This is a genomic window from Bacteroides sp. f07, assembly GCF_042854785.1.
Classification (GTDB): domain Bacteria; phylum Bacteroidota; class Bacteroidia; order Bacteroidales; family Bacteroidaceae; genus Bacteroides.
Genome location: NZ_BAABXI010000002.1, coordinates 341,918 through 364,237 on the forward strand (window position 1 = coordinate 341,918; position 22,320 = coordinate 364,237).

The 22,320-nt window shown below is 44.8% G+C and carries 12 protein-coding genes and 1 pseudogene; 8 read left to right on the forward strand and 5 right to left on the reverse strand.

All coding sequences use genetic code 11. From position 1 onward, the window contains the following. Window positions 1-22: 22 nt before the first annotated feature. The 3 genes from ACGHVY_RS16390 (at window position 23) to ACGHVY_RS16400 (ending at window position 6,321) form a co-directional block, all read left to right on the forward strand. On the forward strand, window positions 23-3,097 hold the full coding sequence (locus tag ACGHVY_RS16390; protein ID WP_390599967.1) for a SusC/RagA family TonB-linked outer membrane protein: 3,075 nt from the start codon (window positions 23-25) through the stop codon (window positions 3,095-3,097). Window positions 3,098-3,111: 14 nt separating this feature from the next. Then, entirely contained in the window at window positions 3,112-4,707 is a 1,596-nt protein-coding gene (locus ACGHVY_RS16395) for a RagB/SusD family nutrient uptake outer membrane protein (protein ID WP_390599969.1), read from the forward strand. An 84-nt stretch (window positions 4,708-4,791) separates the two neighbouring features. After that, the gene (locus ACGHVY_RS16400) at window positions 4,792-6,321 is read left to right on the forward strand and encodes a right-handed parallel beta-helix repeat-containing protein (protein WP_390599971.1); all 1,530 of its coding nucleotides are present in this window, start codon (window positions 4,792-4,794) and stop codon (window positions 6,319-6,321) included. Between the two features lie 204 nt (window positions 6,322-6,525). Here the strand turns inward: ACGHVY_RS16400 and ACGHVY_RS16405 are convergent. After that, window positions 6,526-7,129 (reverse strand): annotated as a pseudogene (locus ACGHVY_RS16405) (DNA-binding protein). Between the two features lie 339 nt (window positions 7,130-7,468). Between ACGHVY_RS16405 and ACGHVY_RS16410 the strand changes: the two are divergent. After that, window positions 7,469-9,379: an Ig-like domain-containing protein gene (locus ACGHVY_RS16410; RefSeq protein WP_308743886.1), complete on the forward strand. Its 1,911-nt coding sequence runs from the start codon at window positions 7,469-7,471 to the stop codon at window positions 9,377-9,379. Further along, window positions 9,330-10,199 carry a DUF3108 domain-containing protein gene (locus tag ACGHVY_RS16415; protein ID WP_390599973.1) on the forward strand — a complete coding sequence of 290 codons (870 nt, stop codon included), beginning with the start codon at window positions 9,330-9,332 and terminating at the stop codon, window positions 10,197-10,199. Before ACGHVY_RS16410 ends, ACGHVY_RS16415 begins: the two co-directional genes overlap by 50 nt. 115 nt (window positions 10,200-10,314) lie before the next feature. Here ACGHVY_RS16415 and ACGHVY_RS16420 read toward each other — a convergent pair whose 3' ends face one another. Next, window positions 10,315-10,725: a PaaI family thioesterase gene (locus ACGHVY_RS16420; RefSeq protein WP_175631231.1), complete on the reverse strand. Its 411-nt coding sequence runs from the start codon at window positions 10,723-10,725 to the stop codon at window positions 10,315-10,317. A 141-nt stretch (window positions 10,726-10,866) separates the two neighbouring features. Here ACGHVY_RS16420 and ACGHVY_RS16425 point away from each other — a divergent pair, with 141 nt between their 5' ends. The 3 genes from ACGHVY_RS16425 (at window position 10,867) to ACGHVY_RS16435 (ending at window position 16,650) form a co-directional block, all read left to right on the forward strand. Beyond that, on the forward strand, window positions 10,867-12,069 hold the full coding sequence (locus ACGHVY_RS16425) for a glycoside hydrolase family 88 protein (protein WP_308743891.1): 1,203 nt from the start codon (window positions 10,867-10,869) through the stop codon (window positions 12,067-12,069). A 127-nt stretch (window positions 12,070-12,196) separates the two neighbouring features. After that, the gene (locus tag ACGHVY_RS16430) at window positions 12,197-13,747 is read left to right on the forward strand and encodes a sulfatase (protein WP_390599974.1); all 1,551 of its coding nucleotides are present in this window, start codon (window positions 12,197-12,199) and stop codon (window positions 13,745-13,747) included. A 41-nt stretch (window positions 13,748-13,788) separates the two neighbouring features. Continuing rightward, the gene (locus ACGHVY_RS16435; protein WP_390599976.1) at window positions 13,789-16,650 is read left to right on the forward strand and encodes a chondroitinase family polysaccharide lyase; all 2,862 of its coding nucleotides are present in this window, start codon (window positions 13,789-13,791) and stop codon (window positions 16,648-16,650) included. A gap of 139 nt (window positions 16,651-16,789) precedes the next feature. On the opposite strand, the gene cysS is transcribed toward ACGHVY_RS16435, so the two are convergent. From cysS to ACGHVY_RS16450, 3 genes are all read right to left on the reverse strand, one after another. After that, window positions 16,790-18,271 (reverse strand): cysteine--tRNA ligase, encoded by a 1,482-nt coding sequence (cysS, locus tag ACGHVY_RS16440; RefSeq protein WP_390599978.1) that lies wholly within the window; start codon window positions 18,269-18,271, stop codon window positions 16,790-16,792. A gap of 59 nt (window positions 18,272-18,330) precedes the next feature. Continuing rightward, window positions 18,331-19,143, reverse strand: a complete 813-nt coding sequence (locus ACGHVY_RS16445) for a Cof-type HAD-IIB family hydrolase (protein WP_390599980.1) — start codon at window positions 19,141-19,143, stop codon at window positions 18,331-18,333. A 94-nt stretch (window positions 19,144-19,237) separates the two neighbouring features. After that, the gene (locus tag ACGHVY_RS16450) at window positions 19,238-22,288 is read right to left on the reverse strand and encodes a DEAD/DEAH box helicase (protein ID WP_390599982.1); all 3,051 of its coding nucleotides are present in this window, start codon (window positions 22,286-22,288) and stop codon (window positions 19,238-19,240) included. Between the last annotated feature and the right edge of the window lie 32 nt (window positions 22,289-22,320).

Consider the following 22,320-nt stretch of genomic DNA (forward strand, 5'->3'; position numbering starts at 1 on the left):
ATATCTTAAAAATTATAGTATTATGAACGTGAAAACTCTGACAGAAACCGGAGCGTTTAAGATGTTAAGTCTACTCTTGTGTTTCTATTTCTTCATCCCGGTGATGAATGTTAGTGCCTCAGCCTTGCAATCAGGTAAGTTTAAAGTCTCCGGTATCGTGAAAGATGCCACAGGCGAATTAATTATTGGTGCCAGTATAATCGAAAAGGGCACTACCAATGGAACTATAACAGACTTGAATGGTAATTTCGGGCTTTCCGTAGCTCCTAATGCGACGGTTGTTATTTCCTTTATCGGATATGCCAATCAGGAATATATTATAAATAAGGATAATATGTCTCTGAAAGTAACCTTGAAAGAAGATACGGAAATGATTGACGAAGTTGTAGTGGTAGGCTACGGTGTGCAGAAGAAAGAAAATCTGACCGGTTCCGTCTCCTCTGTCAACTTTAAAGACGTGGCTTCCATGCCGGTGGCAAACACTGCCAATATGTTGCAGGGACGTTTGCCGGGTGTCATGCTGACGGGAAACGGTGCGCAGGCCGGACACGATGACCCTGAAATCCGTATACGTGGTGTCGGAACCCTTAACAATAACAATCCGATGGTATTGATTGACGGAGTGGAAAGCTCGGTAAGCCAAATCTCTCAGTTGCCCTCTGAAGATATCGCAAGCGTGTCCGTTTTGAAAGATGCCGCTTCGGCCTCAATCTATGGTGTCCGTGCCGCCAATGGCGTAATCCTTATTACTACCAAGCGTGGTGGCGAACAGAAACCGACTATTTCTTATTCCGGTAGCATGGCTTTGCAGCAAGCTACTGTACTGCCCGATTATGTGAATTCTTATGAATGGGCAAAAATGTATAACGAATGTCATTCTGCCACTGCCTATACGGACGAAATGCTTCAGAAATTGCAGGACGGTTCCGACCCTGACCATTTTGCAAATACAAACTGGTTGGATGAGATGTTCCGCACTGCCCCCATGCACCAGCATCACCTGGCTGTTAGCGGAGGTAGCAAAGATGTGCATTATATGATTTCTACCCAATACTTCAAACAAGAAGGAATCCTGCGCAATACTGCAAACCAGCGTTTCAACTTCCGTTCCAATCTGGATGCCCAACTAGGCATTGTGAAACTAGGCTTGAACCTCTCCGGAAGTCGTCAGAACATTGACGAACCGACTACAAGTGTCGACAAGGAAGGTCTGATGCGCTATCTGACCTGGTTTACCCGTCCTACTGTCCCTGCAAAGTACTCAAACGGCGAATATGGCTATGTGGACGGTAACCCGAGTATCTCCCAGTCAGTAGCCAAGAATCCGCTTTATGCTTTGAATAATGGTTATAAAGACAATAAGCATTATCGTTTCGACGGCAATTTCTTCGGTGAGGTTGATATAATTAAAGGACTGAAATTCCGTTCAAGCCTGGCATATAAGTTCTATATGAATGATGTCACTACTTTCAATCCCAGAGACTTGGCACGCTATAACGCAGAAGGGACAGAACTTGCTAAGGCGGGAACTCAAAACTCGCTGACAGATTATCACTATCTGGAAACAAGCTATACGAATGAAAACATCCTGACCTATAATAATAAAATCGGTTTGCATGAGTTCAGTGTATTGTTAGGTCACTCTATCCAATCCACTCGTTGGGACAAGAACGAATCCAGCAAACAGGGTTTCCCGACCGATAATATTTACGAAATGGATGGCGGTACACAGAATGACAAAGTAACCGGTTCGGCAGAAGAAGCCTCCTTGCAATCATTCTTCGGACGTGTCAACTACAACTATGGAGGCCGTTACTTGTTTGAGATGAATATGCGCCGTGACGGCTCTTCACGCATGCCCAAGAAAAACCGTTATGCCAACTTCCCTTCTTTCTCGGGAGCATGGCTGCTTTCTAATGAGGCTTTCATGCAAAACGTCAAATTCCTCAATTCATTAAAGCTGCGTGCCAGTTGGGGTAAACTGGGAAATCAGGAGATTGGCAACTATGCCTATTTGGAAACATTGTCTTCACAAGGCGGTTATTACTTCGGTGATAAGAAATATGTCGGTATGAAACGTGCGAAAATCGCCAACGAAAACATCAAATGGGAAACTACCACTATTACCGACTTCGGTTTCGACGCTTCATTTTGGCGTGGCAAAATTAATGTTGTTTTCGACTGGTATGAGAAAAATACGTCAGACATTCTTCTGCAATTACCGATGCCGAATATCTTCTTGGGAGATTTGAAGGCTCCCTACCAGAATGCAGGAAAGGTACGTAACCGCGGATGGGAACTTGCCGTTAATTATTACGACCAGAAAGGTGACTGGACATGGCAGGCAGGCTTCTCTGTGTCCGGAGTAAAGAATGAGATTCTTGAAATGGGAGGTGTAGAAAGCATTTCCAACAACATCATCAACCGCGAAGGAGACGCAATCGGTTCTTATTACGGATTAAAGGCAGTAGGCATCTACCGTACGGAAGAGGATTTGAACCGGGTGAATGCCAAAGGACAGCCAATCAAACAGAACGGGCAAACTCCCCAACTGGGTGATATCATGTATGAGGATTACGATAATAACGGTAACATTACAGACGATGACCGCCAGGTGATAGGTAATCCTTTCCCGAAAGTGCAATATTCGTTCAATCTGGGCTTCTCATGGAAGAATTTGGATGTAACTACCTTCTGGCAAGGAATTGCAGGACTCGAACGCTTCAATTGGGATGAAACGACCATATCAAACGGAGGAAACAAAACGGCACGCTGGCTGAATCGCTGGTCGCAGGATAACCCTAACGGAAATATGCCGCGCCTGGGAGGAGAAATCAACAATAGATACTCATCTTTCTGGTTGACTAAAGGAGATTATCTGCGCTTGAAAAATATAGAAATCGGTTACAACTTCCAGAAAGCGCCATGGCTGACTAAGTTGGGCGTACAGAGCCTGAGAGTTTATGTAGCCGGAACAAACCTGCTGACATTCACGCCACTGGATGATTATGACCCGGAAAAGCAAAGCACTGACTTGCGAGGTGACGTGCATCCGAATACAAAAACTTATTCATTTGGTATTAATGTTAAATTCTAAACAGAACGATTATTATGAAATTAATTAATAAATATATTAGTTTGGCTCTGTTGTCAGGAGCATTAATGACTTCCTGCTCTGACAGTTTTCTTCAGAAAGACTCTTTGACCGAATCATCTTCTTCGGCCTTCTGGCAAACTCCCAATGATGCGATGATGGCATTGACAGCTTGTTACGATGCACTGCAAAGCAATCAGCTTTATAATTCAGACCAATACAGTCTTGGCCCATTGTATATGGATTGTATTTCCGATAATGGCGGTCACTTCAATTGGAGCGGCTGGATGGAAGGCTATGAAATGGCAATGGGAATTCATAATCCGAGTTCGGGAGTCGTTGGTGAGTACTGGAAAGCTTGCTATGAAGTTATCAACAGATGTAACTTGCTTATAGCAAACATTGACAGAGTCAGTATGAGTGCGGAAGACATTGCCTGCTATAAGGCGGAAGCTATCACACTACGTGCATTGATGTATATCAACCTGACTATCACGTATCAGGATGTTCCTTATCTGACAGAACCGCTTACATTGGAAAATTCGGAATGTGCGAAGAGTACTCGTGAATTTATTGTAGGTGAGGTAATGGCCGACTTGAAAGATATTGCTCCCAGTCTGCCTGCTACAGCCGAGCTGGGACGTATTACCCGTGGAGCCTGTTATTCTTTGCTGGGACGCATGGCGTTGTATAACGAAAAATGGGATGATGCCATTGCCGCTTATAGGGAAGTCCAGAAATTAGGCTATTCCATAGACCCCAGCTATGCCAAGTTATTTACTCAGGACGGACAGAAATCACAGGAGATTGTCTTCTCAGTTCGTTACGAAGGACCCGGAAAAAGCGAGGGTGCGGCATTCAATGCACATTGGAATACTCCGCTCGAAGCAATGAACGGTACTATCGACCTGGCTGATGCATATTATGTGAAGAGCACCGGGGAGAAAGTAACCGATACAAACTATGGTGAAATGAAAGATGACGGTACACTTGATGTATCAAAACCTAATGCGCAGCACTTTGAAAACCGTGACCCGCGTTTATATACTACACTTTTCGTTCCCGGCATGAAGTGGAATGGCAAAGGGGGAGAGGGTGCTTGGTATGGCGGTGCGGCGGCATCAGTGTCTACGGTGTACGTAATGAAATACTTCGACCCCACAGATACCGGAAATTCATGGGATAATGGTCAGGACTTCTATGTTGTAAGATATGCGGAAGTACTCCTTTCACTGGCCGAAGCATTGGTTCAGAAGGGTGGATACGACGAAAACGAGGTGTTGGCTCTGGTTGATGAAGTACGCCAGCGGGCAGATGTGAAGATGCCTAAGGTGGAAGATGTAGAAGGCAAAGGGCTTACAAAGGCTGAGTTGCTGGAAGTCATCAAGCACGAACGCCGTGTAGAACTGGCTTTTGAAGGACTACGCCTGTTTGATGTTTACCGTTGGAAAGAGTTGGACAAAGCTGTTGCAAACATCGAAAAAGAGCGTACCTCATTGGGACTGGCTTATGAACCGCGCCAGTACAACGGTGAACGTGACTACGTATGGCCTGTTCCTACCGATGAATTAGATACGAACAAGGCATTACTCCAGCATGACCTTTGGAAATAATAAACAGAAATGTTAGTAAAAAGGATGGGCAGACATTATTCGTATATTGCTTGTCTCATCCTTTTTTATAATAATCATATTGCCATGAAAATGAAATTCCGAAAAAAGGGGGTATTCCAGTACTTCATCCTTCTGCTCTCAGTCTTGATGTTTTCCTGTTCCCGTAGCACAGAAAAATGCTATTACGTTGACGCGACAAACGGAAACGATGCCAATGACGGGCTGTCCGCCACCAGAGCGTGGAAAAGTCTGGAACGGGCGAATCAAGTAACATTCCGCTCGGGAGAGAGATTGTTGCTCAAACGGGGTGAAGTATTCGGCGGCGAACTGGAAGTTACAGGTAAAGGAACTTCCGCGCAACCGGTTGTTGTAGATGCCTATGGTGAAGGAGACAAACCTTGCATTGCAGGAAATGACCAGTCATTGTATGCCATGCGGATTCTCAATTCCGATTACGTGACAGTGCAGAATCTGGAGATTGTAAATACGGGCAGCCAACCTTTGCCTGGCCGTACGGGGGTGAAGATAGAATGTCATAATTATGGAGTATCACATAATATTACGGTTAATAACTTGACCATCCGTGATGTAAACGGCTCATTGGTGAAAGAACTGGGCGGCGGCTCCGGCATCTATATCGTGAATGGGGGAGACTCGGTTGTTTCCCGTTTTGATAGCCTGCTGATTGAAAACTGCCATATATTGCGATGTGCCCGTAACGCTATGATATGGAACGGCTATCACGACCGTCGGAACTGGCATCCCAGCAAACATACGATTGTACGGAACAACCTGATAGAGGAGGTGCCGGGCGATGGTATCGTTCCGATAGGTTGCGACAGCACTCTGATTGAATATAATGTGATGCGCGATTGTCCGGAAATACTTCCGGCCACAGAAGCGGCAGCAGGTATCTGGCCTTGGAGTTGTGACAACACAATCATCCAGTTCAATGAAGTCAGTGACCATAAAGCACCTTGGGATGCGCAGGGATTTGATTGCGATTATAATAGCACAAACACCGTTATTCAATATAATTATAGCCATGACAACTATGGCGGTATGGTTTTGATTTGTGATTCCGGTGAAAGAGGTTTCAGTTTGGGAAATCAGAACAGTATAGTACGCTATAACATTAGTATCGGAGATGGTGTCCGGCCTAATGAAACCCGTATCGGAATGTTCTCACCCGGCATTCATTTGGCGGGACCTGTGAAAAATACGTTGATTGAACGGAATATCGTTCATCTTAACGTGAAGCCTTCTGCAGCGATAGACCGGAGTATGGTCGTTTCCGACTCGTGGGACGGATATGCTGACAGTACATTTATTAAAAAGAATATCTTTTATACAGCGGAAACAAGTCAGTTTACGATGACGGAATCCACTAATAATGATTTTAGTGGTAACTGGTATCTGGGTACTTACACGGTGCTTCCTTCTGATAAAACACTGAAAACATCCAGTGAACTGTATCAACAGAAAGTGCTGGAAATTGATAAGAACGGTTATCAAGGTTTATACACTTTGATGGACGAACGTCAGGCTGATGGCAAGACTTGTCATTTTGTAAATAAGAAGGCGATAGAGGAATTTTTTGAAATGATGGAATGAGAGAGTTTGTATTGAAAAATATATAAAATCCACCTGTTTGCAGTTTATTTCTTAACACCCCAAAAACACAAACAAACATTTTATCAATGAGACTTAGCCATAATTAATTGGTGGCAAAAGTTCTCTGTTGGTCTTTGCTATGTCTGTAAACGCGGCTTCCCCCAGTGTCTTTAATGATGTATGCCGCTGTTTACAGACATTGCTTTAATAAAAAAATACGTGAGAAACTGTCCTGTCTAAAAGTAGAAACAGTATCTCATGTTCAATAAAAGAATTTAGCTCACTAAGTGCACGTTTCTTGTTGTGTCCCGTCAACCGACTGTAGTCGGTTCGGGTTATACAGGGATATTTTTTGAGATGCTCATTGATTATTGTCAAGCATTCTTCTTCACTGCGTCCTTCCCCCGTGGGAACGGGTAGTTGACTCTCCACGTTCCGGCCTTATTTGCCAGCCTACCTCTTTCTTGAATTGTTTGCCTGCCCGAAAGTTGACATTCTTCAGTTTGATGGATTGCACGTGTACGTCTTTTTTGTCCATGACAGGCGGTCTCTGTAAGGATACGGAGAAATACCCGATGTCTCCCAGTTCTACAATCCAGCCGTTGGCAAGTAAATCTCTCAGTTCGTTTTGGAAAGACTGCATGGCACCTGCCAACAAACTGCGGCTTATTCCTGTGAATTTGTTTACCCGATCCAAAAATTCTTCTTGATCGACAGTTCCCTTGAATACCACACGGGGATGAAGCGGTTGCTCTTCGCCTGTCTGTTGGATATCTGGTGTCTTGTAAAGGTCGTAATGTATGCTCATATTCGTAATTATTTTGTGTTAGTACATGGATATATCCATTTGCCTGGTCGGATATACTTCGCTTGTTATTTTTATTTCGTTCCACTATAGTTTCTCTTTCGTCCCACTACAATGTTCTGTAAGGAAAACTATAGTGCTCTTTGCGGAACACCATAGTGGAACGAAAAAAGAAGAGACAGCAAAGGTAATTACTTTAGGCAAGAAAACTAATTATATTAGCAGGAAAAAGAAATAAAAACTTCATTGAGATTGTTTATTACCCTAAGCTACTCTTTCGTTTTTTAATAAATTAGCTAGAAAGTGTGGTGTTTATTGGATAAGAACGCTTATTTTTGCAGCATGTTACAGTTTGAGAATCAAAAGATAAAACAAATAGTCCGCAAGGCGCTTCCGGTAGTAACGCTGGTAGCTATGTTATACTCCTGCGCCAGTATCGGGCGGCCGGACGGGGGGCCTTATGATGAGACTCCACCCCGTTTCATTGGCAGTACCCCTGCTGCCGGTGCATTAAATAATGAAAGGACGAAAGTCTCTTTGCAATTTGATGAATTTATAAAGTTGGAGAAAGCGACTGAGAAAGTGGTTGTTTCTCCACCTCAGATACAGCAACCCGAAATCAAGGCTTCCGGAAAGCGGATACAGGTGAATCTGCTTGATTCTTTGAAACCGAACACTACCTACACCATTGACTTTTCGGATGCTATTGTCGATAATAATGAGGGTAACCCGTTGGGTAACTTTGCATTTACCTTTTCTACCGGTGCACAGATCGATACGATGGAAGTGTCGGGAACAGTACTTGATGCCTCTAATTTGGAACCTATCAAAGGCATTCTTGTCGGACTGCATTCCAACCTGAACGATTCGGCTTTCAACAAGTTACCTTTCGATCGCGTGGCACGCACGGACAGTCGTGGACGATTTTCTATTCGCGGCATAGCTCCTGGCAAGTACCGTATTTACGGATTGATGGATGCCGATCAGAATTTTACTTTCAATCAGAAGAGCGAGGTGATTGCTTTTCATGATTCGCTGATTATCCCCCGCATGGAAGAACGTACCCGTATGGATACAGCTTGGGTGGACTCGCTGACTTATGATACGATTGTAGAGAAGAAATATATGCATTATCTGCCGGACGATGTGATTCTCCGGGCCTTCAAGGAACTGAATTATTCGCAATACCTTATCAAATCCGAAAGACTTGTTCCGCATAAATTTACTTTCTATTTTGCAGGTAAAGCAGACACTTTGCCTGTACTGAAAGGATTAAACTTCGACGAAAAGGATGCTTTTATCATCGAGAAGAATCAGCGGAACGATACGATTCATTATTGGGTAAAGGATTCCTTGCTCTTCAAACAGGATACGCTTGCCATGAGCCTGACTTATCTTTATACGGACACCTTAAATCAGCTAGTGCCCCGCACGGATACTTTGAACCTGGTTTCGAAACAGAAGTATAAGAAAGACGATCCGGAAAAGGAGAAGAAGAAAAAGAAGAAAAAGAAAGACGAAGAGGACGAACCGGAACCGACGAAATTCCTGCCGGTGAATGTCAGCGCGCCTTCATCAATGGATGTATATGGATATATCTCTCTTAACTTTGAAGAACCTATCGCCAGCTTTGACAGTGCGGCCATTCATCTGCGGCAGAAAGTGGATACGCTTTGGCAGGATATACCATTCGAGTTTGGACGGGATTCTCTGAATCAGAAGAAGTTTAATCTGTATTATGATTGGGAGCCGACTTTTGAATATGAGTTTGAAGTAGATTCTACAGCTTTCCACGGTATATACGGCTTGTTTACCGATAAGATAAAACAGGGATTCAAGGTACGTAGTGAAGATGAATATTTCACGCTTCATTTCAACGTGACAGGAGCTGATTCTCTGGCATTCGTCGAATTGCTTGATGCGCAAGACAAGGTAGTCCGTAAGCGGAGAGTGGAGAAGGATGGAATGGTTGATTTCTACTTCCTGAATCCGGGGAAATATGCAGCCAGACTGATTAACGACACGAATGGAAACGGAGAATGGGACACGGGAGACTTTGCGAAAGGTTTGCAACCGGAGGCAGTTTTCTATTATCCGACAATATTAGAGTATAAAGCGTTGTGGGATGTGACACAACCATGGGATATTCATGCGACCCCTGTAGATAAACAGAAACCGGATGAGCTTAAAAAACAAAAACCAGATGAAGACAAGAAGAAAAAAGATAGAAATAATCAGAACAGGCGCCGTTAGCTTTCGTCGTTGCTTGATTATCGGAACCGTGGCATTACTGATGGGAATTTTCGCCCTTCCCGCCAATGCCCAATGTGAGGCGAAGAACGAGGCGTTTCAAACCGGCGAACACGTGATGTACGATTTGTACTTCAACTGGAAGTTTGTCTGGGTGAAAGCCGGACTTGCCAGCCTGACGACCAATGCGACTACTTACCACTCGGAACCTGCTTTCCGGATGAACCTGCTCGCTTTGGGCAGTAAACGGGCGGATTTCTTTTTCAAGATGCGTGATACGCTGACTTGCGTGATTGGCGAGAAACTGGAACCGCGTTATTTCCGTAAAGGAGCCGAGGAAGGAAAACGATATACTGTGGATGAGGCTTGGTTCTCGTATAAGGACGGTCTTTGCTTTGTCAACCAGAAACGTACGTACCGGGATGGAGCGTTTGATGAATCGGAAGCAAGTGACAGTCGTTGTATATATGATATGTTGAGTATTTTGGCTCAGGCACGTTCTTACGACCCTGCAGATTATAAGGTGGGAGACAAAATCAAGTTCCCAATGGCTACGGGGCGTAAGGTGGAAGAGCAGACGCTTATCTATCGCGGAAAGGAAAATGTAAAAGCCGAGAATGGGGTTACTTATCGTTGCCTGATTTTCTCGTTAGTCGAATACGATAAGAAAGGGAAAGAAAAAGAAGTCATTACTTTCTTTGTGACGGATGACTTGAATCATCTTCCGGTTCGTCTGGATTTGTTCCTGAACTTTGGTTCGGCAAAGGCGTTCCTGAATGATGTTCGGGGAAATCGGCATCCGATGACTTCTATTGTTAAATAAGTAGAGAATTAGGTACGGATTTTGCGGATTACACAGTTTCAATTAAATAAAAAATGTGTAATCCGCGAAATTCATACCTAAATGGATAGCTTTACAATCTGCTTTAACTTCTCTTTTATTCTTCTACCTCAAAAGGAACTTTCTGATCTTTTCTGAATACGCTGGATTCGAAAGTTGCAATCAAATCCCCATTTTGATTGGTAATATCTACCTGATAGCAACCTGTGCTTCGTCCGATATAACGCTCGCGTGCTTCGGCATAAAGAGTATCGCCCGGTCCGCTGGCACGTACGAAGGTGATGGTGGATGAAAGTGAGAAAGCAAGTGTGCCATGTGAATTGGCAGCCGCAGCAAGTGCAAGGTCGGCCAACGTAAAGATGGCTCCGCCCTGTGTTCGTGCTCCTGCGTTCAGATGTTCGGGCTTTATTTCCAACTTGGCTTTGCTGTACCCTTTTCTTACTTCCAGCAGAACTATACCTGCGTTTTCGGCGAATACGTCATTCTTAAAAAACTCTTGTGGGGTCATCGTATTTATTGTTTTTCGGTATTTCTTCTGCAAATGTACCAAAATTGTCCCTTAATTGGATTATTTAGGTCGGTCTATTCTTTTTGAATGCACTATTTTTGCCATCAAGAAAATTAATCACTAACAAATAATCCCTGTATTATGAAAACAATTCTTAGCGCGTTAGGACTTTCCCTTTTGATCTTTACGAGTTGCGGTGGACAAAAAAAGGTTGAAGTAGACTTTATCCAGGACAACATCGACAACGCAGTGGCGCAAAACACGATTCAAACGGATATTATCGAGAAATCCGGTAAAATTCTGAATCCGAGAACCATCAACAAAGATGGTAGTATTTCTTATATACCTATTGATGACTGGTGTTCCGGCTTCTATCCCGGCACTATGTGGCTGACTTATAACCTGACCGGAGATCAGAAATGGTTGCCACTGGCCGAAAAATATACGGAAGCTCTCGACTCTGTAAAATATCTGAAATGGCATCATGACGTAGGATTCATGATTGGTTGCAGTTATCTGAACGGATACCGTCTGGCAGGTAAGAATGAATATAAGGATGTAGTGGTGGAAGCTGCCAAATCATTGTCTACGCGTTTCCGTCCGAATGCCGGTGTTATCCAGTCATGGGATGCCGATAGAGGATGGCAGGGAACACGCGGATGGAAATGTCCGGTGATTATTGATAATATGATGAATCTCGAACTGCTGTTTGAAGCAACTGCTTTCTCCGGTGATTCTACTTTTTATAACATTGCCGTGAAACATGCCGATACGACCATGGCACATCATTTCCGTCCGGACAACAGTTGTTATCATGTCGTAGACTATGATCCCGAAACCGGTGAAGTGCGCAAGAGACAAACTGCACAGGGATATGCTGACGAGTCGTCTTGGGCTCGCGGACAAGCATGGGCTCTTTACGGATATACTACCTGCTACCGCTATACGAAAGACAAGAAATATCTCGATCAGGCACAGAAAGTGTATAATTTCATCTTTAACAACAAGAACTTGCCGGAAGATCTCGTACCTTACTGGGACTACGATGCACCGAACATTCCGAATGAACCTCGTGACGCTTCCGCTGCTGCTTGTACAGCTTCTGCCCTTTACGAACTGGACGGCTATCTGCCGGGCAACCAATATAAGGAAACTGCTGATAAGATTATGACAAGCCTGGGCTCACCTGCTTATCGTGCAGAGGTAGGTACTAATGGCAACTTTATTTTGATGCACTCAGTTGGCAGTATTCCTCACGATCAGGAAATTGATGTTCCTCTGAACTATGCCGACTATTACTTCCTGGAAGCATTGATGCGCAAAAGAGACCTTGAAAAGAAATAAATCTCATTGATATGTACAGTGAACGGTAAATGATGAACATAGGCTTCTGTATATAGCTTGTCCATCGTTCACCGTTCATTTGTTTATCATCCTTACTATAAACTGTTTATCGTTAACTGTCATTATCATGAATAAACCTGTAAACCTTTTGGTAGGTGGGCTGACTTTGTTTGCAGCACAGGGTTGCAAAGCCCCGAAACAAGTAACAGTACAAGTTGAACATCCGAATATTATCTATGTATTTCCCGACCAATACCGTAACCAGGCGATGGGATTCTGGAATCAAGACGGATTCCGGGATAAAGTAAACTTTCAGGGCGACCCTGTTCATACTCCTAATCTGGATGCATTTGCCCGCGAATCCATGGTATTGTCTTCTGCGCAGAGCAACTGCCCGCTGAGTAGTCCTCATCGTGGAATGTTGTTGACCGGTATGTATCCCAACCGGAGCGGCGTGCCCTTGAACTGTAATTCTACACGTCCCATCAGCTTTTTGCGTGAAGATGCCGAATGTATCGGTGATGTATTCAGTAAAGCTGGTTATGACTGTGCTTATTTCGGAAAACTTCATGCCGACTTCCCGACTCCGAATGACCCCGAACATCCGGGACAATATGTAGAATCCAAACGTCCGGCATGGGATGCCTATACTCCGAAAGAACGTCGTCACGGATTTAACTACTGGTATTCTTACGGTACGTTTGATGAGCATAAGAATCCCCACTATTGGGATACGGACGGTAAGAGACATGACCCGAAAGAATGGTCTCCTTTGCACGAGTCGGGTAAGGTGGTTTCATATTTGAAAAATGAAGGTAACGTGCGCGATACGAAGAAACCTTTCTTTATCATGGTAGGAATGAACCCGCCTCATAGTCCGTATCGTTCTTTGGATGATTGTGAAGAACAGGATTTCAACCTTTACAAGAATAAGCCTTTGGATAGCCTGCTGGTTCGTCCGAATGTAGACCTGAAGATGGAAAAGGCGGAATCTGCCCGCTATTATTTTGCTTCCGTAACGGGGGTTGACCGTGCTTTCGGGCAGATTCTGGAAACGCTGAAAGAACTGGGACTGGATAAGAATACGGTTGTCATCTTCGCTTCCGACCATGGTGAAACGATGTGTAGCCAACGCACCGACGACCCGAAGAACTCGCCTTACTCCGAATCAATGAATATTCCGTTTATTGTGCGTTTCCCGGGTAAGATTCAACCGAGAGTAGACGACTTGTTGCTTTCATCACCGGATATTATGCCTACTGTGCTGGGCTTGTGTGGATTGGGTGATTCTATTCCTGCAGAAGTGCAAGGTCGTAACTTTGCCCCTCTCTTCTTCGATGAAAAGGCGGAAATTGTACGTCCGACGGGTGCGTTGTATATTCAGAACTTGGACGGTGAAAAGGACGAAAACGGTTTGGTACAGACTTATTTCCCTTCTTCGAGAGGTATCAAGACGGCACAATATACATTGGCTTTATATATTGACCGTAATACGAAACAGTTAAAGAAAAGTCTTCTGTTTGATGACTTGAACGATCCTTATCAGTTGCACAATCTCCCTTTGGAAGAAAATAAGGAAGTAGTGGAGCAACTTTATCGTGAAATGGGAGCCATGCTGAAGGAAATTAACGATCCTTGGTATACGGAAAAGATTCTGTCGGACAGGATTTCGTACTAATTGGAACCTACGTAGTTAAATGAAAATTAATATGCGATTGAATGAAAAATGCTTGTTTTATCATACTATTATTGCTTGGAAGCATTTCCTCTGCTTTTGCCCAATTCATTGGCTTTGAGGAGGAAGTGCCCGAAGCGTTCACAGTTTCCGGAAAAGGAGAAGTGAAGACATCTTCTCTCTTCTATAAGGAAGGAGAAAGCAGTTTGGAATGGGACTTTCAGCCCGGTTCTGCTTTGAATGTTCAAGTTTCCCCTTTATCGCTCAATGCGAAGAAAGAGAAGCTGTTTGGCATTACTTTGTGGATTTATAATGAGAAACCACAGCAGGATTCTATCCGTTTCGAGTTTCTGAATAAGGCGGGCGAAGTCTCTTATTGGTTCTCTTATCATTTGCAGGCAGCCGGTTGGCGTGCGTGCTGGATTTCTTTCGAGTATATGCAAGGAGAGAAAAAAGATAAGAATATCGTTGCTTATCGGTTGGTTGCTCCACAACGAAAAGGGCGTATTTTTCTTGACCGTCTGACATTTCCCGAGAAGAAGATGAATCTTCGTACTACTCCCGACCAACAGTTGCCGGCCAATAACGGTTTGTCCAATCGTGACCTCTGGCACTGGTGTCTCGTATGGAAATGGGAACAGCAATCATATGATATCCCGTTGGCATCCAAGCTGACCAGTCAGCAAAAGAAAGAGCTGAAGACCATCGAACAACGTCTGACTGACTTTTTAGAGGTGAAAAAAGCACCACAAGGACAGATTAACGCTGCCTATAAGACATTTGAGAAAGCCGGCATTACTCCGTCCGCCGCTGGTACGGGGTTTATTGGGGCACCTATCGTTGCTCCTGACGAGTTGAATAGAAAAAAGGGGGAGATGTCATGGAATGATATTGAAACCATGCTTTCCGGCTTTGCCTATGATATGTATTACAATCAGAATGAGACGTCGAAGAAGAATTACTTCACTGTGTTCGACTATGCCATTGACCAGGGATTTGCATTTGGTAGTGGCATGGGAACGAATCATCATTATGGCTATCAGATTCGTAAGATATATACCACTGCCTGGCTGATACGTGATGCGATTTATAAACATCCTCATCGGGATGCTTATCTGTCTACGTTGCGTTTTTGGGCGGCTTTGCAAGAAACTCGCCAGCCATGCTCTCCCTCACGTGATGAGTTGCTGGATTCATGGCATACGTTATTGATGGCGAAGTTCGTCTCCGCTATGATGTTTCCTGATGCAAGAGAACAGGAGCAAGCTTTGAGCGGTTTGTCCCGTTGGCTGTCTTCTTCCTTGCGTTATACGCCCGGAACGATTGGCGGTATAAAAGTGGACGGCACTACTTTCCATCACGGCGGTTTCTATCCGGGATATACTACCGGAGTACTGGCCACAGTAGGACAATTTATCGCTTTCACTAATGGAACGGGGTTTGAACTGACAGAAGATGCCCGTCAACATATGAAGTCGGCCTTTATTGCTATGCGCAATTATTGCAATCTTTATGAGTGGGGCATCGGCATCAGCGGTCGTCATCCTTTTGGTGGAAAAATGGGAAGTGACGATATAGAAGCGTTTGCCAACATTGCTTTGTCCGGCGACTTGTCCGGTCAGGGAAATACATTCGACCGTGGACTGGCTGCTGATTATTTGCGTCTCGTGCGTAACGGAGATACTCCGAATGCGCGTTTCTTTAAAAAAGAAGGTATCAAGCCTGCGCAGGCTCCGCAAGGATTCTTTGTTTATAATTATGGTTCGGCTGGTATTTTCCGCCGTGCGGATTGGATGGTGACGCTGAAAGGATATACGACCGATGTGTGGGGGGCTGAAATCTATACAAAAGATAACCGTTACGGACGTTATCAAAGCTATGGTTCGGTGCAGATTATGGGTAAGGGAAATCCCGTATCACGTGCCGGAAGCGGTTTTGTGCAGGAAGGATGGGATTGGAACCGTTTACCGGGTACAACGACTATTCATCTGCCTTTCGAGTTGCTGGATAGTCCGCTGAAAGGTACTACCATGGCTCATTCCAAGGAGAACTTCTCCGGTAGCAGTTCCTTGAATGGCACGAATGGCATGTTTGCCATGAAGTTAATGGAGCGTAATTTAGAGAACTTCACTCCTGATTTTGTAGCCCGTAAATCTGTATTTTGTTTTGATAACCGGATGATTTGCTTGGGAACGGGTATAACAAACAGTAATGCGGATTATTCTACGGAAACGACTCTTTTCCAGACAAAATACAATGGAGTGGATTCTAAAGTAGGAGAGGATAACTATTGGTTGCATGATGGTTATGATAATTATTATCATGTCGTGGACGGAACGGTTCGTTCGCAGGTGGCGGAACAGGAGTCACGCCATGAAAAGACCCGTGCGGTGACCAAAGGAAAATTCTCCTCGGCTTGGATAGAGCATGGTAAAGCTCCGAAGAATGGAACATATGAGTATATGGTGCTGATACAACCGTCTGCTTCTGATTTGGAAGAAGTGCGTAAAACTCCCGTGTATGAGGTCTTGCAACGCGACCGGGCAGCTCATGTGGTTTATGATAAAAAAACGGGTATTACGGCATACGCTGCTTTTGAAACTTACCAACCCGATGGTGACAAGCTGATTTCCGCTATTCCTGCGGAAACGATGTTAATGTATATGGGAGAATCGGATAAAGGTATCCGTCTGAGTGTATGTGACCCTAATTTGAATATCAAAGAGAAGGCTTATACGACGAAAGAACCGAGCCGTCCTATCTGTAAGGAGATACGCCTGAAGGGATACTGGACATTGACGGCTCCGATGGAAAATGTTCAATTGGAGCAACAGGGAGAGAATACCGTATTAATGGTGACCTGCCAACATGGACAACCTGTTGAAATGCTCCTGAATAAGAAGTGATTAGTGAATATAAAAGAGAAACTATTTTTAAAGGGTATTAGTTTACTGTATGTTTCTATGAAAAAAGAGAAGACCGGTTCGTGATGAGCCGGTCTTCTTTATTTTTTAGTCTGCACTGTAAAGTGCACTATTACTCGTCTTATTTATTCAGTCTCCATTCGAAACCGTCTTTCGTATCTTTAACCTCAAACCCGAGTGCAGTCAATGTATTGCGGATTTCATCGGAAGTAGCCCAGTCTTTATTGGCTTTTGCTTTCATACGCTGTTCCAGCAGCATATCTACCACCTTGTCGTAAGCAGCTTCACGTCCGTCGGAAGACCCTTTTTCCTCTTTCAGCCCCATGATGTCGAAACTGAACAGATGGAACGTTTCTTTCAGTTCTTTCAGGTCTTCGGCAGAAATCGTAGCATTTCCGGCGATGATATTGTTAATGATACGTGCGCCTTCGAAAAGCTGTGCGATGACGATAGGGGTATTCAGGTCATCGTTCATAGCTTCATAACATTTGGTACGCAGCTCTTTTACATTAATACCTTCTGAGGTTGCTGTCGCAGGAGTTATCTTTTCCAATGCGTCAATGGCTTCCATCAGACGTTGCAGCCCCTTTTCCGATGCTTGCAATGCTTCATTGCTGAAGTCAACCGTGCTGCGGTAATGAGCTTGCAGGATGAAGAAACGGATGGTCATCGGCGTGTAGGCTTGTGCCAATAACTTATGAGTACCGTTGAAGAATTCGTCCAGCGTAATGAAGTTGCCGAGTGATTTCCCCATCTTTGTACCGTTGATGGTTATCATGTTGTTGTGCATCCAGTAGTGAACCATGTCGTCACCTTGTGAGGCTACCGATTGTGCGATTTCACATTCGTGGTGCGGGAAAATCAAGTCCATTCCTCCACCGTGGATGTCGAAGTGTTCGCCCAGATACTTGCGTCCCATAGCGGTACATTCGGCGTGCCATCCGGGGAAACCGTCGCTCCAGGGAGACGGCCAGCGCATGATATGTTCCGGTTGTGCCTTTTTCCAAAGAGCGAAGTCGGCAGGATTACGCTTTTCGCTTTGTCCGTCAAGGTCGCGGGTGGTATTCAGCACATCGTCCAGATTGCGTCCGGACAGTTTACCGTAGTGATGGTCTTTATTATATTTGGCTACATCGAAGTAGACGGAGCCTTCGCTTTCGTAAGCGTATCCGGCATCCAGAATCTTCTGTACCAGTTGGATTTGTTCGATGATATGGCCCGATGCATGCGGCTCGATGCTCGGAGAAAGCACATTGAGCGCTTCCATTGCTTTATGGTAGCGGTTCAGGTAATACTGAACGACTTCCATCGGCTCCAGTTCTTCCAGGCGGGCTTTCTTGGCAATTTTATCTTCTCCTTCGTCAGCATCATGTTCCAAATGGCCAACGTCGGTAATATTGCGTACATAACGTACTTTATATCCTAGATGAGTGAGATAGCGGAAGAGTACGTCAAAGGTTATGGCTGGACGGGCGTGTCCCAAATGTGCATCACCGTAAACAGTCGGCCCGCACACATACATACCTACATGAGGTGTGTGGAGCGGTACGAATAACTCTTTCTTTCTATCTAACGTGTTGTAAATGGTAAGTTGATGTTCCATAACATTTTATATTTGTTCTATTGGAACTGCAAAGTTAGTATAAAATCTGAATATGCGCCCTATTGTTGATAGAGAAACTTGTCAATAGCTTCGGCCACACCGTCTTCCTCATTGCTTGAAGTGATATAATCCGCCGCTTTTTTCACCGGTTCCTGTGCATTGCCCATGGCAATGCCTAGTCCTGCAAACTTTATCATGGACAGGTCGTTGTAACCGTCGCCTATTGCTATGACTTCTTCGCGTTCTATTCCTGTCTCTTTTAATAAAACGCCAAGAGACAGAGCTTTGTCGATTCCCTGCGGGACTAATTCGAGAAAATAAGGCTCTGAACGGAATACATTAATGCGTCCTTGCAGCTGGAGACAAAGTTCGGCTTCCAGGGGAATGAGCTTGTCGGCATCTCCCACAATCAGGCATTTGGCTACCGGAAGCGTGATGTCTGTCAGAAAATCGTTTGTTTCCCTGATTGCCATTTTATTAAGGAAAGCCTCTTTCTGCACATATGGGTCTTGGGAATTCTCGGTAACGATTTCTGCTCCGTCGTAAGTTAGTATGCTGAGATGGTGGGTGCGGGCACATTCATAAAGTACCGGAACGACATCATTCGGCAATACATTTTCGTAAATCATTTCTTGTGTTTCCCAGTTGATGATTTCCCCTCCGTTATAGGACAGGATGAACCCGCCGAACTCATTCATACGCAGTTCATTGGCAAGCGGTACAATGCCATAAGTAGGCCGTCCGGAAGCGAGTACCAAGCGGACACCTTGTTCTTGTACACGTATCAGCGTCTCCTTGTTGCGGGGAGTAATTTCTTTCTTGGAATTGGTGAGTGTGCCGTCAAGGTCGAGCACGATAAGTTTGTATTTCATGTAGTGTCATTTTGTGTGCAAAGATAGGAGAAAAATGTATTGCTGCAAGATGTGTGTAGGTAAAGATGTGACTTTTATGCTTTCTGCCTGATTTTTATTTCAACAAATCCGCCCACTGTTCATTACTTAATGCAGGCAGTGCGTCACTGTCGGTGATGAATGTTTCCGCCAGTCTCCGCTTATCTTCCTGTAGCTGGAGGATTTTTTCCTCAATGCTGTTCTGTGTAATAAAGCGATAAGCAATGACTTGTTTGTCCTGCCCGATGCGGTGTGCCCGGGCGATGGCTTGTGCTTCGGCGGCAGGGTTCCACCACGGGTCGATGATAAATACATAATCGGCTTGTGTCAGGTTAAGACCTACTCCGCCGGCTTTCAAGGAAATAAGAAATGCCTGAACGTCATTTTGTTCGGTGAAATGGGCTATTTCTGAAGGACGGTTGTTGGTAGAGCCGGTCAGTAAGGCGTATTTCCAACCTTTTTGTCGGAATATCTCGGCCAGTATCTCCAGATGCTTGACAAACGATGAGAAAATGAGCACTTTGTGTCCTTCGCTTCGCAGTGTGTCGAAGGTCTCGATGATTTGTTCCGTTTTTCCGGATACTCCGTTAAATTCCGGAAAGATAAGTTGCGGATGGCAAGCCAGTTGGCGGAGACGCAGGATACCGTTCAAGATGCTGAATGTATGGAATCTGTCTCTGCTCTCTGGTTGTTGGAGTAATATATTGCGCAGGCTGTTTTTCTCTTGTTCATACCATCCTTCCTGCTTTTCAGACATATCGCAATAGATTGTTTCTTCGGTGAGCGGAGGAAGTTCCGGGGCCACTTCGCTTTTGCTTCTTCGAAGGATAAACGGAGCGATTAACTGTTGCAGCCTTTTCTCCATGCGGATATTCCCTTGTCGGATCGGAATGATAAACTGTTTGTGGAAAGCACTTTCTTCTCCCAATAAGTCCGGTTGCAGGAAACGGAACTGTGCCCACAAATCTTTGAGTGAGTTCTCGATAGGCGTACCGGTAAGTGCGATCCGGTGTTTGCTTTGCAGTTGGATAACCGAACGGAATGTAAGTGAATCATTATTCTTGATATTCTGGCTCTCATCAAGTACGATGTATTCGAATGTGTAGGAGCGGAGTGTATCTATATTGTTCCTCATCATTCCGTAAGTCGTGAATATCAGATGGAAACGTTTGAAGAACTTTTCCGGATGTCCTTTGGGAAACGCCGTACCGCTATTATATTCGGCTACCGAAAGAGTGGTGAAACGTTTGGCCTCTCTCCGCCAGTTGTGGAGTAGGGAAGTGGGGACAACAATCAGCGTGGCGGGTTTGCGGGAGTTTCTTCCATATTTCTGTCTGCGGTCTTCTTCTCTGGGTATATTTTTCTCCCTGATTTCCCGTGCGTCCGGCAGTAATTCATCTTCCGAAGAGAATGAGAATAAGGAGAATTGTCCCTCGGCGTCTGCTGTCTGCTTTTGGGCAAGATGGTCGTCGGAAGTGGAAAGTGCTGCCGGAACCATTTCCGAATGACCGGCTGCTTCGGGAACGGCAGGCTTGTATATATACTGTAGGAGTGTCAGCGTCTGGAGTGTCTTTCCAAGTCCCATATCGTCTGCCAGGCATCCGCCGAATCCTAGCTTGTTCAACTGTACCATCCATGAGAATCCTTTCTGCTGATAGGGGCGTAGTTGCGCCTTCAGCCCTTGAGGAACGGCAATATTGCGTATCTCTTTTTTGAAAGTCAGGTATTTAGGACTGTTTTCTTCCAAGGCAGATTGTACGGCACCGACAAAAGTCGGTTTCAGGCGAATTCCGGTCTCTGTTTGAGTGCCCAGTTCCAATAGGTTTCCGTATTTGCTGAACCATTCTTCCGGTAAGAGAATCATGCGTCCGTCCGGCAGCAGAAACTCTCTCTTCTCTTCGAGGATATGCTTGCGGAAGCGTGAGAAGGGGATACGCAGATTACCGATGACTACGGTGATATGCAGTTCGAACCAGTCCGGTTCGTTATCACAACTTTGTTCAATATGAATCTCGTCCAGACAGTAAGGAATATTCCCCATATTTCCGGTCAGCAGGAAAGACTGTTGGAGCATTCTCCGGTATTTGCCTATCCATTCGGTGATGGTCTTTTCGGGGGCATCGGGGGATAGCTTGAAGTGGACGTCACTGATTCGTTGCAATCCCGAATCGGTTAACAACCGGAGCTTTTCTTCTTCAGCAATGATATCCCGCCGGAAAAAGAAGATTTCACCGGAGTCTTTCCGGTAAATGATTTTCTTCATTTCGGTCACTGTATCGGGAGTGAATAACTGGTCGCCGTAACGGAAGCCGAGCCGCAACATCTGCTCGTCATAAATGGTAGCTTCAAGTGACAGGAGAGCCTCGCACGTATGTATTTCTTCAACGATGTTCAATCCTTGAGTCGTAATTTCATGATAGCGTGCTATCGGAATGACAATGTTGTCGATATATTTCTCGATCTGGGAGGCGGGGACACTAATCTTCTTTTTCTTGGTAAAAGGCAGGATGCGTGTACTCTCAATATGTGGGAAGAAGTATAGCTCCATTCCCAATAAAAGGATTGCCGGAGAGGAAGTCAGCACGATAACAGGTTTCTGCTCGCTTAAAGAAAGCGGTTGTCCGTCATAATAGCATTGCAATTGGTAACGGAAGTTAATTTCATCAGCAAGAAACGTAAAATGAATTTCCACATCGTGAGGATGGATATGATAGGCATGATGGGCATATAGCAGTTTGCTGCCGGCTTGTTTCTGATAAAGAGGCAGGTTATGGTAACGTATCAATGTCAGCATCTCTTGCAACTTTTTCTCGATGAATGGGCGGATATTGTTCTTGACCCGTTCCGGATCTTCGGATAGCTTGCGTAGAAAGCGGGATACTGCTTTCTCACGCGAATAGATTCCCATCAGATATTTTTCCGTGTAATGGGAAGCGATGTCGATAGCTTGCCGTTCCGCTTCGCTCATACGGCAGATTGCTTCGGGGGAAGCATGGAAGGCTTGCTCTATGAGTTGCCATGTACCGTCGTCAGATTTCTCTGCACTGTAAGGAATCAGCAGTGTACCAAACGTAGGATGTTCGGCTAAAACGATGATAACTTGTCCGGTAGTTGCTTTCTCTTTCATTCTCTCTGCACTTTAACCAACAAAGATACGGG

Coding starts and splice junctions, on each gene's coding strand:
- ACGHVY_RS16400 (WP_390599971.1), top strand. CDS start 4,792: ATGAAAATGAAATTCCGAAAAAAGGGGGTATTCCAGTACTTCATCCTT.
- ACGHVY_RS16420 (WP_175631231.1), bottom strand. CDS start 10,725: ATGACCCCACAAGAGTTTTTTAAGAATGACGTATTCGCCGAAAACGCA.
- ACGHVY_RS16395 (WP_390599969.1), top strand. CDS start 3,112: ATGAAATTAATTAATAAATATATTAGTTTGGCTCTGTTGTCAGGAGCA.
- ACGHVY_RS16390 (WP_390599967.1), top strand. CDS start 23: ATGAACGTGAAAACTCTGACAGAAACCGGAGCGTTTAAGATGTTAAGT.
- ACGHVY_RS16445 (WP_390599980.1), bottom strand. CDS start 19,143: ATGAAATACAAACTTATCGTGCTCGACCTTGACGGCACACTCACCAAT.
- ACGHVY_RS16435 (WP_390599976.1), top strand. CDS start 13,789: ATGAAAAATGCTTGTTTTATCATACTATTATTGCTTGGAAGCATTTCC.
- ACGHVY_RS16425 (WP_308743891.1), top strand. CDS start 10,867: ATGAAAACAATTCTTAGCGCGTTAGGACTTTCCCTTTTGATCTTTACG.
- ACGHVY_RS16450 (WP_390599982.1), bottom strand. CDS start 22,288: ATGAAAGAGAAAGCAACTACCGGACAAGTTATCATCGTTTTAGCCGAA.
- ACGHVY_RS16415 (WP_390599973.1), top strand. CDS start 9,330: ATGAAGACAAGAAGAAAAAAGATAGAAATAATCAGAACAGGCGCCGTT.
- ACGHVY_RS16430 (WP_390599974.1), top strand. CDS start 12,197: ATGAATAAACCTGTAAACCTTTTGGTAGGTGGGCTGACTTTGTTTGCA.
- cysS (WP_390599978.1), bottom strand. CDS start 18,271: ATGGAACATCAACTTACCATTTACAACACGTTAGATAGAAAGAAAGAG.
- ACGHVY_RS16410 (WP_308743886.1), top strand. CDS start 7,469: ATGTTACAGTTTGAGAATCAAAAGATAAAACAAATAGTCCGCAAGGCG.